The following is a 14,783-nucleotide window of genomic DNA, read 5'->3' on the forward strand; positions in this document are numbered from 1 at the left end:
CCAATTCTCATGGCCGCTGCCGCCGACGCCAAAACTCTCCCTCATCTTGTCAAAGACCTCTCGCTCGCCGATTGGGGTCGTAAGGAAATATCGATCGCCGAACACGAGATGCCCGGCCTGATGGCCGTGCGCAAAAAGTTCGGTCCCGCCAAGCCGCTCGCCGGCGTGCGCATCACCGGTTCGTTGCACATGACGATTCAGACCGCGGTCCTGATCGAAACGCTGCGCGAGCTGGGCGCCGACGTCCGCTGGGCGTCGTGCAACATCTTCTCGACCCAGGACCACGCCGCGGCCGCGATCGCGCAGGCCGGCGTGCCGGTCTTCGCCTGGAAAGGCGAGACGCTCGAGGAATACTGGGACATGACGCTGCACGCGATTTCGTTTCCCGGCGGCAAGGGTCCGCAACTCGTCGTCGACGACGGCGGCGACGTGACGTTGCTCATTCACAAGGGCTGCGAGCTCGAGGAGGGTAGCGATTGGGTGAATACGCCGTCCGCTTCGCACGAGGAGCAGGTGATCAAGAATCTCCTCAAGCGCGTCCATGCCCAGGATCCGCTCCGCTGGACCACGCTGGTCAAGGAGTGGCGTGGCGTTTCCGAGGAGACGACCACCGGTGTGCACCGCCTCTACCAGATGCTCGAGAAGGGCAAGCTGCGCGTGCCCGCGATCAACGTGAACGACTCCGTCACGAAATCGAAATTCGACAATCTCTATGGCTGCCGCGAATCGCTCGCCGACGGCCTCAAGCGCGCCACCGACGTGATGATCGCCGGCAAAGTCGCGTGCGTGTGCGGCTACGGCGACGTCGGCAAGGGCTCCGCGCACTCGCTGAAAGGCTTCGGCGCGCGCGTCATCGTGACCGAGGTCGATCCGATCAACGCGCTGCAGGCCGCGATGGAAGGTTTCGAGGTGAACACGGTCGAGAGCACGCTCGGCGTGGCGGACATTTATGTGACGACGACCGGCAATCGCGACATCATCACGCTCGAGCACATGCGAAAGATGAAGGATCAGGCGATTGTTTGTAACATCGGCCACTTCGACAACGAGATCCAGGTCGAGCGCCTCAACCAATCCGACGCGAAACGCGTCAACGTGAAGCCGCAATACGACCAATACACGTTCCCCGGCGGTCCGAGCATTTATCTGCTCGCGGAAGGCCGGCTCGTGAACCTCGGCTGCGCCACCGGCCATCCGTCGTTCGTGATGTCGAACAGCTTCACGAATCAGACGCTCGCCCAGCTCGATCTCTGGAAGAACCGCGACCACTACAAGGTGGGCGTGTATCGCCTGCCCAAGCACCTCGACGAGGAAGTCGCCCGGCTGCATCTGGAGAAAATCGGCGCGAAGCTCACCACGCTTTCGCCCGAGCAGGCGGCGTATCTCGGCGTGCCGGTGGAAGGTCCCTACAAGCCCGACCACTACCGTTACTGAGGCGAATCGCTTCGCGACTTTCAGACGCGCTTCCGTTGCACCAACGGAGCGCGTCTTTGTTTTTCAGCTTCCGAATTCGAGCCCGCCAGACGCTCCCGGCGCGGCGAAGAAAGACTGGCGGAGAGGGGGGGATTCGAACCCCCGGATGGCTTTTACACCATCAACGCTTTAGCAAAGCGCCGCTTTCGGCCACTCAGCCACCTCTCCGGAGTCAGGAGGGCGAGGCAAACGCTGCTGCCCGAAAGTGCAAGGCGGATTTCTAATTTCCGCCCGGCGCGGGCGCATCGGCCGCCCGCTCAGCTTTCGCCGTCGCTCGGCCGCTCGAGTTCCTCACGGCACTCGTTGACGACGCGCAGCCAGATTTCGCGAAGATCGAAGAGCCTCGGCAGCGCCATCTCGCGGTAAGTAGCCACGGTTTTGCGCGCGATCGCCGCATGGTCGTTGAGCAGCGCAAGCGTGCCGTTCAACGCGCTCAGCGCACGTTTGAACAGGCTCACCGCCATCGCGTAATCGCCAAAATCGAGCGCGTGAATCGCCTGCGTCGCCTGCTCCTCGCCGCGATGCAGCGATGACAGCATCGCCAGCGCCAGCGGTTGCGGCACGCGGCTGTTGTCGGACGCAGTCAGTTCCCACTGGCGGCGCAGACCGAGATAAAGCGCCTTGGTGGAAATGTAGATCGGGTTCTTGTGCAGCGTGTAGACGTCGTCCCCTCCGGCGAACTCGTCGGAGTCGTCGTCGTCATCATCGTCGTCATCATCGTCATCGTCAGCGCCGTCGGAGTTTTTGGTGCCCCAATTCATCAGCTCCGCCACATCGTCGATGCGATCGGCGCTGTCTTTGCACGCTTCGTAAAATCCAAGATATCGGTGAACGGCGTCGTCCTGTTCGCGGAGATAGCGCTCCCAATCGAACTCGTTCCAAGCCAGGTCACCGCGATCTTCCCATTCGTTTTCCTGGCCCCCGTCAGAATCGAAATTGCTCATTCGGTTGTGCGGAAACTGAGCCCGCGGCAGACGGAAACGCAAATAGAAATTCCCCTGCGGCTGGCGGGGGCCGCGGCGCGCAGAAAGCTAAAAGCCCGGGCGTTTCAACTTTGCGTGTTGATGCGAACCAACGACAGTTCTTCACTTCCCTTCGCCCCATGCCAGACGTGCGTCACGAAACGGTTTTTTTCTCCGGTCGCGTGCAAGGCGTCGGCTTTCGTTTCACGACGCTGCAGGTCGCCAAGGAGTTCGAAGTCGCGGGCTATGTGCGAAATCTGGTCGATGGACGCGTGCAGGTCGAAGTGGAGGGGCGGCTGGCCGAAATCGATGCCTTTGTCTCAGCCATCGAGGAGCGGATGCACGGCTACATCCGCAAAACCGAGCGCAGCGGCGGCATGCGTCCGGCACAGTTCAGCGGTTTCTCGATTCGATGACCGGCGGCCCGGCAATCGATTGTCGCGGCTTGGTGAAGGATTTTTCGGTCGGATTGCGCGGTGTGCGCGTGCGGGCACTCGACCGGCTCGATCTCAGGGTCGAGGCGGGCGAGATCTACGGACTCCTCGGCGCCAACGGCTCCGGCAAAAGCACGGCGTTGAAGCTCATCGTCGGTTTGCAAACTCCGACGGCGGGCGAGTGCCGCCTGTTCGGCCGCCCGTCGGGCGCAACGGCCGCGCGCGCGTCGCTTGGCTACTTGCCCGATGCGGTGGAGTTTCCCGATTATCTGACCGGCCGTGAGCTGGTGCAGTTTCATGCCGCGCTCGCCGGCGTCGATCGGCGCGAAAGGGTCCCGCGGACGGCGGCAGTGTTGCACGAAGCGGGAATGGCGGCCGCCGCCGACCGGCGCGTCCGGCACTACTCCCGCGGGATGAAGCAACGCCTCGGTCTCGCGCAGGCGCTGGTGCACGATCCGGAGCTGCTGGTCCTCGACGAACCGATGGCCGGCCTCGATCCGCTCGCTGCGGCCGAATGGGAGGCTCTTTTGCTGCGGCTCAAGGCGGCGGGGAAAACGGTGCTGCTCACGTCCCACCTGCTCGCGGGGGTGACGCGGATCTGCGATCGCGTGGGCCTGCTGCATCGCGGCCGGATGCTGCGGGAGGGGCGCGTGGACGCGCTGCTGGACGAACGCGACGGAGGCCCTCGCTCGCTCGAAGAAGTGTTTCGGGAATGCGCCACGTCGGCGGCACCATGAACGTAAACGGGCTGCGGCAGCGTGCGACACGCGTGCGGCTCGTGGCCGCGAACACCGTTCGCGCGGCGGTGAGGCGGAAAACGTTTCACGCGATCCTGCTGCTCGCGGCGGTCTGGGTCGTCGGCGCGCAGGGTCTGCGCGAACTGAATTTTGCCGGCAACGATGCGAGGTTTCTCGCGGAACTCGGGCTAGGCGCGCTCGCGCTGTTCGGCGCGGCGTTGACCATCGTGTTAACGAGCCAGCTCTTTTTCGCGGAAATCGAGCGGCGGACGATTCTGCCTTTGCTGGCGCGACCGTTGGGGCGGGGCGAATATCTGCTCGGACAATGGCTGGGAATCGCAACGGTGATCGCGATCTATGGCGCGGTCATGACGACGCTGCTCGTGCTGCTCGTGCGCGGGCCGGCGAGCGTTTCGACCGACAACGGATGGGTGGCGGCCATTCTCATCGCGGGAGCGGCGCAGGGATTGAAGTTGTGGGTGCTGGCGGCACTCGTGCTGCTGATCGCGAGTTTCGCTGAATCGCAGATTTTCACGGTGCTGGTCGCGGCGCTCGTGTTGGTCGGTTGCGAACTGCAGGGATTTGCGGCGGAGGTGGCGGCGCGGGGAGGTTCATCCTGGGTCCGCGCCACCTGCGAAGCGGTGAGCCTCTTGCTGCCAGACTTCCGGCGCTTCGGATTTTCGCTCGAGAACGCGGCGGCTTCCCGGCTGCCGCTGCTCGGATTGTATGCGCTCGTTTATGTCGCGGTGATCCATGGCCTGGCGGTCCTCAGTTTCCGGCGTCGTGATCTTTAGTTCGCGGACGGTCCTGGTGCCGATCGCACTCGCCGGGCTCGCCCTCGCCGGCGGTGCGACGCGTCGGATCGACGACGGATCTTCTCGCCCGGAGTCCGCCGCAGCGGCGAGTTGGGGCAACTGGCGGCCGCTGATCGCGAATGTTCTCTGGCTGCAGGGCTATCTGGCGTGGGAGCGTCGGGATGCGGAGGCCACGGAGCGTCTGGTGCACTGGACCGTGACCGTGAACCCGGCGGCGAAGACGCTTCGCCTGAACGCCGCTCGCATCCTGGCGTATGACCTCCCTCATTGGTCGCTGAAAAATGGATACGACGCGAATCCTGAGAGGCGGATCGTCCGTCGGCAGGCGCAGCGGGCGATTATGCTGCTGATGAGCGGCCTGCCGCCGGAAATGCCGGCAGCGGACATCTGGCTGGAGCGCGGCAACATTGAGCTGCATCGGCTTGGCGATCTCGCGGCCGCGGCGGAGAGTTATCGCCGCGCGGCGCTGGAACCCGACGCACCTCAGGTCGCGGCGCGGTTGCACGCGGAGATGTTGCATCGGCTGGGACGGAACGCGGAGGCGCTTGCGTGGCTCGAGCGCATCCTCCCGACGCTGCCGGCGGACGACGCCGCGGCGGCGCGCGACGTGGTGGTGGAACGCATCCGACGCTGGCGGAGCGAACTCGAATCGCGCGGCGGACCGGATGCGACTTTGACACCGACGGCGCTTCCACCTTCGATGCGTTCCTTCCGTGACGATTGACTGGCTTCCATTTCTCATTGCGGTGCTTCTGCTTTGGCTGCCGCGACAGGTGTTGCGGTTGGGCGGCAAGGTGCTGCGTTTCGGCGGGCGTCGCCGAAAAATCCGCGATACGAATCCGGCCCATGTGCGCGAGCACGGGGATCCGGCGGTGAGCTTGCGCGAGGAGATCGCCAAGCCGCGAAACACGATCGATCTTTTGCGCGCCACGCTCGGCAGCGTCGTGGTCCTCGGGACCTTCGAAGGGATCGAGCCGGCGTTGCGAGCGGGACCCGGTGCGGATGCGGCGGAGTTGCAACGCGTGTTTTTTCTCCAGATTGCGGTGCTGCTGGCCGGCGTGCTGATCCAGACTTTCCGTTACGAGGGCCGGCTGACCCTCTTTGCGCCGATCTTTTATTTGTCCGGGCTGACGTTTGGCATGTGCGGCTTTTATCCGGCGCTGTTCGCGCTCGTGCTGGTGTGGACGATCAACCTCGGACTGCCGAACGCGGCCGCGTTCTTGAGCGTGTATGCGCTGCTGGTCGGAACGTTTGGCCTGATGTTTGACGGACTGGCAAACCCGCTGCCGCTGATCGCGACGGGGCTTCTGATCCTGCCGGTGTTTTTCAGCCTGCTCCTGCGCCGGCGGCTGGCTCAGTTTTCGAAGCGCCTCAAGGTGCCGGGTTCGGCGGCATGAAGGAAGCCGCGGCGAGCATCTGGTGGGGGGCGGCCCGGCCGCGAACGTTGCCCGCCGCGATCGCGCCCGTGATGGTCGGGTCGGCGCTGGCGTGGCGTGACGGTGTCTTCGACGCGCCAGCCGCCGCGCTATGCCTCGGTTTCGCGTTGCTCGTGCAGATCGGCACGAATTTCGCCAACGACTATTACGATTTCGTGCACGGGGCCGACACGGCGGCGCGGGTCGGTCCGCGGCGCGCGGTGGCGGCGGGCCTGATCGCTCCGGCGACGATGAAACGCGTCATGTGGCTGACCTTCGGCGCGGCGTTCGCGTGCGGGCTCGGGTTGATCGCGTGGGGCGGGCCGTGGCTGATCGCGATCGGGGTGGCGAGCATCCTCAGCGGCATCGCCTACACCGGCGGGCCGTGGCCGCTGGCTTATCACGGATTGGGCGACGTCTTCGTGTTCGTTTTCTTCGGACTGGTCGCCGTCGGTGCGACCTTTTTCGTGCAGGCGGGCTATTTGACCGCCGATGCGCTTCTCGTGGCGGTCCCGATCGGACTGCTGGCGACCAATATTCTCGTCGTGAACAACTATCGCGACGTCGAGACCGACGCGGCCGCGGGCAAGCGCACGCTCGTCGTGCGGCTCGGCCGCCGCGCGGCGCGCGTCCAGCATGCGGCGTCGCTCGCAGTCGCGTTCGCCGTGCCGGTGTGGTTGCTGTGGCGAGATCAGGCGGGCTGGCGGGTGTTGCCGCTGCTGCTGGTGCCGCTCGCGGTGCGGCACGTCCGGCGTTTGCGTGACGCGCAAAATCCCGGGGAGCTCATAGCGCTGCTCGGCGATACGGGCAAGCTGCTCGCGTTTTACGCGGTGCTCGCGAGCGCCGGACTGGTGTTGTAACGGCAAAAAAAAGCCGCGCCCCTTGAGAGGCGCGGCGGGAAAAGCGAGCGGTGCGTCAGGCGACGTGCGCGGCGAGCTTTGCCTTCAGCGCGGCCTTCGGCATCATGCCGACGAGCTGTTCGGCGACCTGGCCGTTTTTGAACAGCAGCATCGTCGGGATGGCGCGGATGCCATACTCCGTGGCGATTTCGCCGTGGTCGTCGATGTTGACCTTGGCGATCTGGAGTTTGCCGTTCAGCTCGGTGGCGAGCTCCTCGAGGATCGGGGCGATCGCCTTGCAGGGGCCGCACCAAGGGGCCCAGAAGTCGACGAGCACGGGCGTGCTCGCGGAATTGACGGTCGTCTTGAAACTCTCGGTGGTGAGTTGAGCGATTTGGTCGGACATGTTGGTCAGCGGATTAGAAACGAATGATGAACGAAAGGGATGCAGTTCGCGCGAATGCGCAAATCGGGCGGGTGTGCGCCGGCGGGGGCGACCGCCGAACTCAGCGCGGCGTCGCGCGATGCAGGATCTCCGCCAGCTCCTTCGGCTCGACCTGCTGCAACTGTTTGCCGCGCTGCTTCAGCTCCTCGAAGGTCTTCACCACCGTCTCGGTCATGCGGCTGTGAGTCTCTTCCGAGCCGCCGACAATCGCGAACTGTTCACCCGTGGTGATGCGCTTGTGGCCGTCCTCGTTGTCGAACCCGATGCCGAGGAGTCCGGCGGCGGGCTTGGTCGCCTTTTTCTTTTTGCTCACACGGTCACCGTGCTGGGGTTCTCCGGGCTTTCAAGCGGGATTTCCTCCTCCACGGCGGAACAGACGATGTCGGCAAACGCCTCTTCCTGCCTGACCCGCAAACGCTTGAGACGGGTGAGCTCGAGCACCGCCAGAAAGGTCGCCACCAGCTGCTTCACGGTGATCGGGCCGTCGAACAGCGAGGTGAAGATGAAGCTTTTCTCCGTTTTGATCTTCTCCAGCAGAAATTCCATCCGGTCCGACACGGTCACCTGCTCGTCGTGGATTTCGCCGACGACGAGTTTCTCGGCGAGGCGGCGGAGCACGATGTTGAACGCGTTCCACAATTCGATGCGGTCGACGTTCTTCAACGGCCGGTCCGACTCGGTCAACGCGAGCTCCGAGACGTAGCGCTCCATCAAATCCTGCTGGAGCGAAGCGAGTTCGTTGAGCTTGGCCGCGGCTTCCTTGAACTTCTTGTATTGGAGCAGTTGGTGAACGAGGTCCCAGCGCGGATCGATTTCCTCGTCGTCGGCGTTGGGATCGACCGCGCTCTGGCCCTTCGGCAGGAGCATGCGGCTTTTGATTTCCATCAGCGTCGCCGCCATCACGAAAAACTCGCCGGCGACGTCGAGGTCCAACTCCTGCATCGTCTTGAGCACCTCGACATACTGCTTCGTGACCGACTCGATCGGGATGTCGTAGATATCCAGCTCGTTCTTGCGGATAAGGAAGAGCAGCAAATCCAGCGGGCCTTCGAAAACCCGGAGCTTGATGCGATACTCGGAATCAGGAACCACGGCGGGATGGTTGTGGGCGACCGGGACGCGGCAATGGAAAAATCGCCGGCCTCAGTCGCGGCGAAGCGCCGCCACGAAAAACCCATCGGTGTCGTGGCGTGCCGGCAGAATCGTCAGGCCCAACTCGCCGCCGGCGAAGCCGATATTCCGGCGCGGCGGCTCCGCACGAAAATCCGGGTGCGTCGCGAGAAACGCCCGGATCACGTCCTCATTTTCGCGGTGGCTCAGCGAACAGGTTGCGTAAATCAATCGCCCGCCAGGTCGGACGTGGACGGCAAAACGCGCCAACAATTCACGCTGCGTCGCCGCTGCGGCTTCGATATGCTCGGGCGTCGTGGTCCATTTGAGGTGAGGCGCGCGTCGCCAGGTGCCTGAGCCGCTGCACGGCGCGTCGACGAGCACGCCATCGTAGGTGTCGGCGACTGGCGGGCGGAGAATGCGAATGCTGTCCAGCTGCCCGCGTCGCGCGCGCGCGGCGAGTTCGTCGAGTGCGGCGGGACGAATGTCGTGAGCGTCGACGCGGCCGGGTGCGCCGAGGAGACGTGCGAGTTGCAGCGTCTTGCCACCCGCTCCCGCGCAGGCGTCGAGCCAGCGTTCCCCCGCCGCGATGCCGGCCGCTTCAAGCAGCAGCTGCGATCCGAGATCCTGGATTTCGACGCGGCCGCCGAGATAGGCGGAGGTTTTCGTCACGTCGACGTCGCCCGCGAGGCGCAGCGCTGTCGGAAGAATGGACGATGTTTCCCAGCGCCAGCCGAGTTGGTCGAATTCGGCGGTGACGTCCGCCGGCGCATTGGTTTGCAGCCGCAGCCAGAGCGGAGCGCGGGCGAGGAGGGCGTCGGCTTGTTCCGGCTCGAAGGCGCCGGGGCACTCGTCGCGAAACCACTCCGGTAGCGGCAACGCAGTTTCGCCGAGCTGCGCAGCTTTGTCCGCGAGGCGCGGTGGGGTGGGGGGCCAATCGCCGACGAGTGCGGCGCGAAAACGTTCGGTCGCGGGCGAATCGGCGGCGAGCCACGCGACCCGCCGCGCGGCTTGGTCCGGATCGCGATCGAGCCACGGCTCGATCCAGGGGAGATAACGCAGCGTCGTGTAAAGAAGTTCTCGATACAGCCGCCGGTCCCGCGAGCCGAACGCCCGCCGCGACGCGAGCAGCGACTGCAGGCGCGCCGGCAGATTGCGATCGCGCCGCCAGTGCGGCCGCAGCTGCGCGGCGAGTTCGAGAAAGGTGCGTTGCTGGCTGCCGGCGACGTTCATCGGGCGGAGGCGCGCGGACGGGACCGGCGTTTGCTCGCGGACCAGGTCGCGCTCAGTAGCGGACGACGTCGACGCGGATGTTGAAGCCGAAGTTGCTCTCGCGGCGGCGGCCGTCGTAGAGCGTGATGAGATATTCGACGCTCCAGGTGTTGCCGATGTTTTGGCGGACGCCGTAGGCCTGCTCGTTGAAGCGCTGGCGGCGCGCGTCGTAGCGGAGATGGACGATCGCTTCGAGGGCTTCGTTGATCTGCTTCGTGCCGCGGAACAGGTAATCGTTCAACTCGCCGCGGAGAAAATTGCTCGCGAAGCGCACGGCCCAATCGTCGCGGTCGCGCAGGGTGATGCCGGTGTTGAATTCCTGCAGCGTGAAATCCTGCGGCGTGAAGCTCTGGTAAACGCCGAGCTCAAGCCAGCGGGCGGGCATGATCGCGAGTTCGCTGTGAATCGCGGACACCTTACGCTCGCCCGGCCGGCGATCGAAGAGGAAATCGTTGGCGACGTTGAGCACGACGAGATCGCGCGAGCCATAAACGGGATCGCGGGTTTGGAGCGTTTGATCGAGGCCGAGGCGGAGCGTATTTGTGCCTCGCAGTTCGTCGAGGTTGCGGATGTCGCCGAGCCCGAGCGGCTGCAGGTAGGTGGAGAAACTGCGGTCGTCGATCGAAGGAATGTAGCGCGCGCCTTTTTCGGCCTCGGGAATATAACGATACGAAAGCCGCGGCGTCACGAGGTGGCGGAGGCCGTCGATTTTCCAGCGCTCGTTTTTGTAGTCCCATTTGCCGCTGGCGCGCAGTTCGGAGTCGAACCCGACTTCGCCGAGCACGCGCGTGTAGTCGCCCCGGCCGCCAGTCGCTTTGGCGTAGTGCGTCACGCGACCGCCGGCCACGGGCGTGAACGCAAACCAGTTCGTCGGCGCGATCGGACGCGAGAGTCCGTAATAGGCATCGAAGCGATCGCTGCGGAGCTGCGGATCGGCGATGGGATGGAGCGGACCGACGGGCAGCGAATCCTGTTTCAGGACGGCGATGCTGGCGTTGAAGCGCTGGTTGATGCCGGCGCCCAGCGGCGTGGGCAGCAGGTCGAAACGCAGCTCGGGCAGACGTTGTTGGACGACTTGAAACGAGTTCGGCTGGAAACGCGTGAAGAGCGAGACGTGAAAATTATCGCCGGCGTAGACGGACTCGAGAAACGTGTCGGGTTGCTGGACGTTGTAGAAATCCGACGGGCGGAAATCGCGCACGACTTCCGAATCGCTCCAGTAGTTGAGTTCGCCTGCAATGCTGAGACGTTCGCCGATGGTCTGGAGGTGCTCCCATTCGACGAAACCGCGTTCGCGGGGAACGCGCCGGCCGATCAGGTCGGTGTAGCGCGTGCCGTAGTCGCTGATGAAACCGGAGCGGAATTGTCCGAAGAAGGTGTTGTCACCGTGCGTCGCGCCGTAAGTTCCGGACGGCCCGGCCATGATGCCGCGATTCGTGTAGAGGCCGAGATCGCCGCCGAGCCGCAGCGCGGGCGTCACCGGAATCTGGAGACTGCCCTCGATATAAACGCCGAGCGTGCGTCGGTAACCGCCGCTGACGGCGACGGACGGAAGCAGGGCGTTGCGGACGTTGTGCGAGAGGCCGGGGAGCGCGATCGGGTGAACGCGGCCGAGTCCGAGCGCGGCATCCTCGGCGCGAACCTGACGGTTTTCGGTGAAGAAAACGCGGGCGGCTTCCAAGGTCGGGACGAGCGCGCCGGGTTCGGGCAGCGTGACGATGGCGTTGTTGACCACGAGCGAGTCGGGGGTGCCGGTGGCGCTGGAGCCGGATGCGTAAACAGGAAACTGACCGATGCGAAGTTCGCCGACCTCGATCGTGCGGGTCTCGGCGTTGAAGCTGATTTGGTCGGCGACGAGGCGGCGCGGTCCGCGCGTGAGGGTGGCGTGACCCGTGGCGACGGCGGTGTGCGTTTGCGGATTGATCCGAATCTCGTCGGCCGTGAGCCGGATATCCCCGTAATCCGCGTAGGGATGGCCGGTGAGGATCGATTCGCCCGTGCGCGTGGAGGTTTCGAGATGCTCGGCGTAGACCGAGGTCGGTGCGGCAGGATCGTCCGACGCCGCGAAGGCGGCACCGGTGAGCAGGAGAGAGGCGAACAGGCGGCGGGTCACAGCCGCGGAGCAAAGGCGTCGCCGCTCCCGCAAGCAAGCTCTTGGGCGCGGGCGCGGCGGCGGGTGCACGATCGGGAGTTTGCCGGAGGTGGCGGTGCGCGCCGCCTTCTCGTATTCCGACTAGACGGAGCGGAAAGCTTGGGACAGGTTTTGCAAAGAACTCATTCCCCGCGTGATCATTTCCAAACCGGATCTCACTGCCCTGCTTCACGCCAGCCATACGTCGCCGCATTCGGTGCTGGGCATGCACCCTCACGTGCGTGGGCGCGGCAAAGGCGTGGTGGTTCGCGCGCTGCTGCGCAACGCCGTCACCTGCGCGGTCGTTGACGTCGCGTCGGGAGAAGAATGGCCGATGACGTCGATCGCGGAGAATCTCGTTTACGAGGTGTTCATCCCGAAGCGGTCGGAGGTGTTTCGTTACCAGTTGAAAGTGACCACGCCGCGAGGCGAGATGCGGCAGTTTTTCGATCCGTATGCGTTTCTGCCGACGCTCGGCGACCAGGATTTATATCTGTTCAACGAAGGGAACGAGCACCGCATCTACACGAAGCTCGGCGCGCACGTGCGGACGATCGACAACGTCCACGGCGTGACGTTTGCGGTGTGGGCGCCGGCCGCGAAGCAGGTTTCGGTCGTGGGCAACTTCAACCACTGGGACAACCGCTTCCACCAGATGCGGCCGCTTGGGTCGTCGGGCGTGTGGGAGTTGTTCGTGCCCGGGCTCGAGGAAGGCGAACTATATAAATATGCGGTGCGCGATCAGCGGGACAATGTCCGCCTGAAGACCGATCCTTACGGCACGTATTTTGAAGGTCCGCCGGGCAATGCCTCGATCGTCTACAACACGCGGCGTTTCCAGTGGAGCGATGCGGCCTGGATGGACCGGCGTCGCTCCGAAGCGGACCGACTCGACCGGCCGATTTCGATTTACGAGGTGCACCTCGGTTCCTGGCGGCGCAAATCCGACGATCCCGGCCTGCCGCTCGATTACCGCGAGGCCGCGCGCCAGCTCGCGGACTACGTCACGGAGATGGGCTACACGCACGTGGAGTTCATGCCGCTGGCGGAGCATCCGTTCACCGGCTCGTGGGGTTATCAGGTCACGGGTTTTTTCGCACCGACCCATCGCCATGGCACGCCGGACGATTTCGCGTGGATGGTCGATTATCTGCACCAGCGCGGGATCGGCGTGATCCTCGACTGGGTGCCGGCGCATTTTCCGCGCGATGCGTTTGCACTCGCGGAGTTCGACGGCTCGCATCTTTACGAGCACGCGGATCCGCGGCTCGGTGCGCACATGGATTGGGGGACGTTGATCTTCAACTACGGCCGCAACGAAGTGCGCTGCTTCCTCATCGCCAACGCGCTTGCGTGGATGGACCGTTATCACATCGACGGGCTGCGGGTGGACGCGGTGGCGTCGATGTTGTATCTCGATTACTCGCGTCAGGAAGGGCAGTGGATTCCCAACAAATACGGCGGTCGTGAAAATCTGGAGGCGATCGATTTCCTGAAGCGGGTGAACGATCTCGTGCACCATTATTATCCGGGTGCGTTGATGATCGCCGAGGAGAGCACGTCGTTTGGCGGCGTGTCGAAGCCGACCGCGCAGGGCGGACTCGGTTTCGACTTCAAGTGGAACATGGGGTGGATGCACGACACGCTCCGCTATTTTTCGAAGGATCCGATCCACCGCAAATGGCACCAGAACGACCTCACGTTCGGCATGCTTTACCAATATGCGGAGAACTTCGTGACGGTGTTTTCCCACGACGAGGTCGTGCATGGAAAAGGCTCGATGCTCTTCAAGATGGGCGCGTGGCACATCCCGGAAAAGGCCCGGCAACTGCGGGCGCTCTACGCGCACATGTGGGGTTACCCCGGCAAGAAGCTGCTGTTCATGGGCAGCGATTTTGCGCAGTCGCACGAATGGAACTACGACGCGCAGCTCGACTGGCACCTTTGCCAATACATGGATCACGAGGGCGTGCGCCTGCTCGTGCGCGACTTGAACAAACTCTACACGCACGAGCCCGTGCTCGGTGAGAACGACCTCAATCCACACGGCTTCCGCTGGGTTTCCTGTCAGGACGCGGACGCCAGCGTGATCGCGTATCTGCGCACCGACGCGAACGAGAAAACCCTCTTCATCGTCGTCGGCCATTTCTCGGGCGCGACACGCGACTACCGGATCGGCGTGCCACGCCAGGGTTTGTGGCGCGAGATGCTCAACACCAACAGCGAATTCTACGGCGGCACCGGCCTCGGCAACGACGGCGCGCGGCACACCGAGGACGTGCCGCACGACGGCTACAGCCAGTCGATCTCACTCAAGCTGCCGCCGCACACGACGTTCTTTTTCAAGTGGACGGCGGAGTAGCCACGGCGTCGGACCGGCGCCATGCGTTCTCGTAATCGCTGAACGTCACGGTCAGGTCGGCATCGAGCGACTTGAACAAAAATGCCCGGCCGCGCACGCGCGTCGTGATCTGCTGCAACAGGCTGGGACGCTCGCCGGCCGGCAAACTGTAGCGCATCACCGTGCGCATCTCGGCGATCTTCACGCCCGTCACCGGCGAGAACGCTTCGCGCGAGGCGATCTCGAACGACTCGATCGTTTTCGTGGATTTGTGAAACACGAGCGAGGCCACGAGATGAGCCGCGGTGGCGTCGCCCTGTTCGCCGGGCAGGAGGCGCGCTTCAAAAGTGCTGCGCTCGGCGGAATCGGCGACGCGCCGCAGCGTCGCGAGATCGAGCTGTTTCGTGATCGGCGGCGCGGTGTCGTTGCTGGAACGTTGCGTGGCTTTCTGCCGGTATTCGCGGCGCTCGGCTTCGGTGGGCGCGCGTCCGTCCTGCTGAATCAGACTCCAGCGCGCGGGCGTCGGCTGCGAGGCGTCGTAGCGTTCCACGCGGCTGTGGCCGTCGCCTTCGGTCGTTTGCGTGAACGACCAGCCCTTCGGTCCGTCGGCGCGAAAGGCCTGCAGCGCCGCATCGAACTCGGGATCGAGCGACGGCGCCGCGGCGGCCGTGAGGGCGATCGCGACCGAGCAGGCGAACAAAAACAGACGCATCGTCCGGAGAAAACGTAACCGCCCGCGCGGCGCAACGCCCATCACTCCGCCCTGCAGCATGAGCCCACGGAAACCACGGAAGGCACGGACGAAGGAT

15 protein-coding genes and 1 tRNA gene are annotated in these 14,783 nt (G+C 64.4%); 8 read left to right on the forward strand and 8 right to left on the reverse strand.

What is annotated here, in order from left to right:
- Positions 1-9 precede the first annotated feature (9 nt).
- Positions 10-1,434, forward strand: a complete 1,425-nt coding sequence (gene ahcY / locus AC6RV7_RS08555) for an adenosylhomocysteinase (protein WP_500093552.1) — start codon at positions 10-12, stop codon at positions 1,432-1,434.
- Between the two features lie 115 nt (positions 1,435-1,549).
- Here ahcY and AC6RV7_RS08560 read toward each other — a convergent pair.
- Positions 1,550-1,641 (reverse strand) — tRNA-Ser (locus AC6RV7_RS08560).
- Between the two features lie 89 nt (positions 1,642-1,730).
- Positions 1,731-2,417, reverse strand: a complete 687-nt coding sequence (locus AC6RV7_RS08565) for a hypothetical protein (RefSeq protein WP_500093553.1) — start codon at positions 2,415-2,417, stop codon at positions 1,731-1,733.
- Between the two features lie 158 nt (positions 2,418-2,575).
- Between AC6RV7_RS08565 and AC6RV7_RS08570 the strand changes: the two genes are divergently transcribed.
- From AC6RV7_RS08570 to AC6RV7_RS08595, 6 genes are read left to right on the forward strand one after another with little or no spacing between them, the layout of a single operon-like run.
- Positions 2,576-2,851 (forward strand): acylphosphatase, encoded by a 276-nt coding sequence (locus AC6RV7_RS08570; RefSeq protein ID WP_500093554.1) that lies wholly within the window; start codon positions 2,576-2,578, stop codon positions 2,849-2,851.
- The gene (locus tag AC6RV7_RS08575) at positions 2,848-3,606 is read left to right on the forward strand and encodes an ABC transporter ATP-binding protein (protein WP_500093555.1); all 759 of its coding nucleotides are present in this window, start codon (positions 2,848-2,850) and stop codon (positions 3,604-3,606) included. The genes AC6RV7_RS08570 and AC6RV7_RS08575 overlap by 4 nt, the downstream gene beginning before the upstream one ends.
- Positions 3,582-4,400 carry an ABC transporter permease gene (locus AC6RV7_RS08580; RefSeq protein ID WP_500093556.1) on the forward strand — a complete coding sequence of 273 codons (819 nt, stop codon included), beginning with the start codon at positions 3,582-3,584 and terminating at the stop codon, positions 4,398-4,400. The genes AC6RV7_RS08575 and AC6RV7_RS08580 overlap by 25 nt, the downstream gene beginning before the upstream one ends.
- Entirely contained in the window at positions 4,390-5,145 is a 756-nt protein-coding gene (locus tag AC6RV7_RS08585) for a hypothetical protein (protein WP_500093557.1), read from the forward strand. Before AC6RV7_RS08580 ends, AC6RV7_RS08585 begins: the two co-directional genes overlap by 11 nt.
- 22 nt (positions 5,146-5,167) lie before the next feature.
- The gene (locus AC6RV7_RS08590; RefSeq protein WP_500093558.1) at positions 5,168-5,818 is read left to right on the forward strand and encodes a hypothetical protein; all 651 of its coding nucleotides are present in this window, start codon (positions 5,168-5,170) and stop codon (positions 5,816-5,818) included.
- A complete protein-coding gene (locus tag AC6RV7_RS08595; RefSeq protein WP_500093559.1) occupies positions 5,815-6,696 on the forward strand; it encodes a 1,4-dihydroxy-2-naphthoate polyprenyltransferase in 882 nt (293 codons plus the stop codon). Before AC6RV7_RS08590 ends, AC6RV7_RS08595 begins: the two co-directional genes overlap by 4 nt.
- Before the next feature lie 55 nt (positions 6,697-6,751).
- Here the strand turns inward: AC6RV7_RS08595 and trxA are convergent, their stop codons facing one another.
- The 5 genes from trxA to AC6RV7_RS08620 form a co-directional block, all read right to left on the reverse strand.
- Positions 6,752-7,081: a thioredoxin gene (trxA, locus tag AC6RV7_RS08600; protein ID WP_500093560.1), complete on the reverse strand. Its 330-nt coding sequence runs from the start codon at positions 7,079-7,081 to the stop codon at positions 6,752-6,754.
- Positions 7,082-7,181: 100 nt separating this feature from the next.
- Positions 7,182-7,433 carry a hypothetical protein gene (locus AC6RV7_RS08605; RefSeq protein WP_500093561.1) on the reverse strand — a complete coding sequence of 84 codons (252 nt, stop codon included), beginning with the start codon at positions 7,431-7,433 and terminating at the stop codon, positions 7,182-7,184.
- Positions 7,430-8,212 carry a segregation and condensation protein A gene (locus AC6RV7_RS08610; protein WP_500093562.1) on the reverse strand — a complete coding sequence of 261 codons (783 nt, stop codon included), beginning with the start codon at positions 8,210-8,212 and terminating at the stop codon, positions 7,430-7,432. Before AC6RV7_RS08610 ends, AC6RV7_RS08605 begins: the two co-directional genes overlap by 4 nt.
- 51 nt (positions 8,213-8,263) lie before the next feature.
- Positions 8,264-9,463, reverse strand: coding sequence for an RsmB/NOP family class I SAM-dependent RNA methyltransferase (locus AC6RV7_RS08615; protein WP_500093563.1), 1,200 nt, complete (start codon positions 9,461-9,463; stop codon positions 8,264-8,266).
- Between the two features lie 52 nt (positions 9,464-9,515).
- Positions 9,516-11,615: an LPS-assembly protein LptD gene (locus AC6RV7_RS08620; RefSeq protein WP_500093564.1), complete on the reverse strand. Its 2,100-nt coding sequence runs from the start codon at positions 11,613-11,615 to the stop codon at positions 9,516-9,518.
- Positions 11,616-11,787: 172 nt separating this feature from the next.
- Between AC6RV7_RS08620 and glgB the strand changes: the two genes are divergently transcribed.
- Entirely contained in the window at positions 11,788-13,995 is a 2,208-nt protein-coding gene (gene glgB, locus AC6RV7_RS08625) for a 1,4-alpha-glucan branching protein GlgB (protein ID WP_500093565.1), read from the forward strand.
- Here glgB and AC6RV7_RS08630 read toward each other — a convergent pair.
- Complete coding sequence (locus AC6RV7_RS08630; RefSeq protein ID WP_500093566.1) at positions 13,976-14,686, reverse strand: hypothetical protein; 711 nt, start codon at positions 14,684-14,686, stop codon at positions 13,976-13,978. The genes glgB and AC6RV7_RS08630 overlap by 20 nt on opposite strands.
- Positions 14,687-14,783: the final 97 nt, after the last annotated feature.

The organism is Opitutus sp. sgz309028 (assembly GCF_059821195.1).

What these genes read in the sequence shown, in the direction of transcription:
- AC6RV7_RS08615 (WP_500093563.1), bottom strand. Translation starts at nt 9,463, where the DNA reads ATGAACGTCGCCGGCAGCCAGCAACGCACCTTTCTCGAACTCGCCGCG.
- AC6RV7_RS08595 (WP_500093559.1), top strand. Translation starts at nt 5,815, where the DNA reads ATGAAGGAAGCCGCGGCGAGCATCTGGTGGGGGGCGGCCCGGCCGCGA.
- AC6RV7_RS08575 (WP_500093555.1), top strand. Translation starts at nt 2,848, where the DNA reads ATGACCGGCGGCCCGGCAATCGATTGTCGCGGCTTGGTGAAGGATTTT.
- ahcY (WP_500093552.1), top strand. Translation starts at nt 10, where the DNA reads ATGGCCGCTGCCGCCGACGCCAAAACTCTCCCTCATCTTGTCAAAGAC.
- AC6RV7_RS08570 (WP_500093554.1), top strand. Translation starts at nt 2,576, where the DNA reads ATGCCAGACGTGCGTCACGAAACGGTTTTTTTCTCCGGTCGCGTGCAA.
- AC6RV7_RS08565 (WP_500093553.1), bottom strand. Translation starts at nt 2,417, where the DNA reads ATGAGCAATTTCGATTCTGACGGGGGCCAGGAAAACGAATGGGAAGAT.
- AC6RV7_RS08630 (WP_500093566.1), bottom strand. Translation starts at nt 14,686, where the DNA reads ATGCGTCTGTTTTTGTTCGCCTGCTCGGTCGCGATCGCCCTCACGGCC.
- trxA (WP_500093560.1), bottom strand. Translation starts at nt 7,081, where the DNA reads ATGTCCGACCAAATCGCTCAACTCACCACCGAGAGTTTCAAGACGACC.
- AC6RV7_RS08580 (WP_500093556.1), top strand. Translation starts at nt 3,582, where the DNA reads ATGCGCCACGTCGGCGGCACCATGAACGTAAACGGGCTGCGGCAGCGT.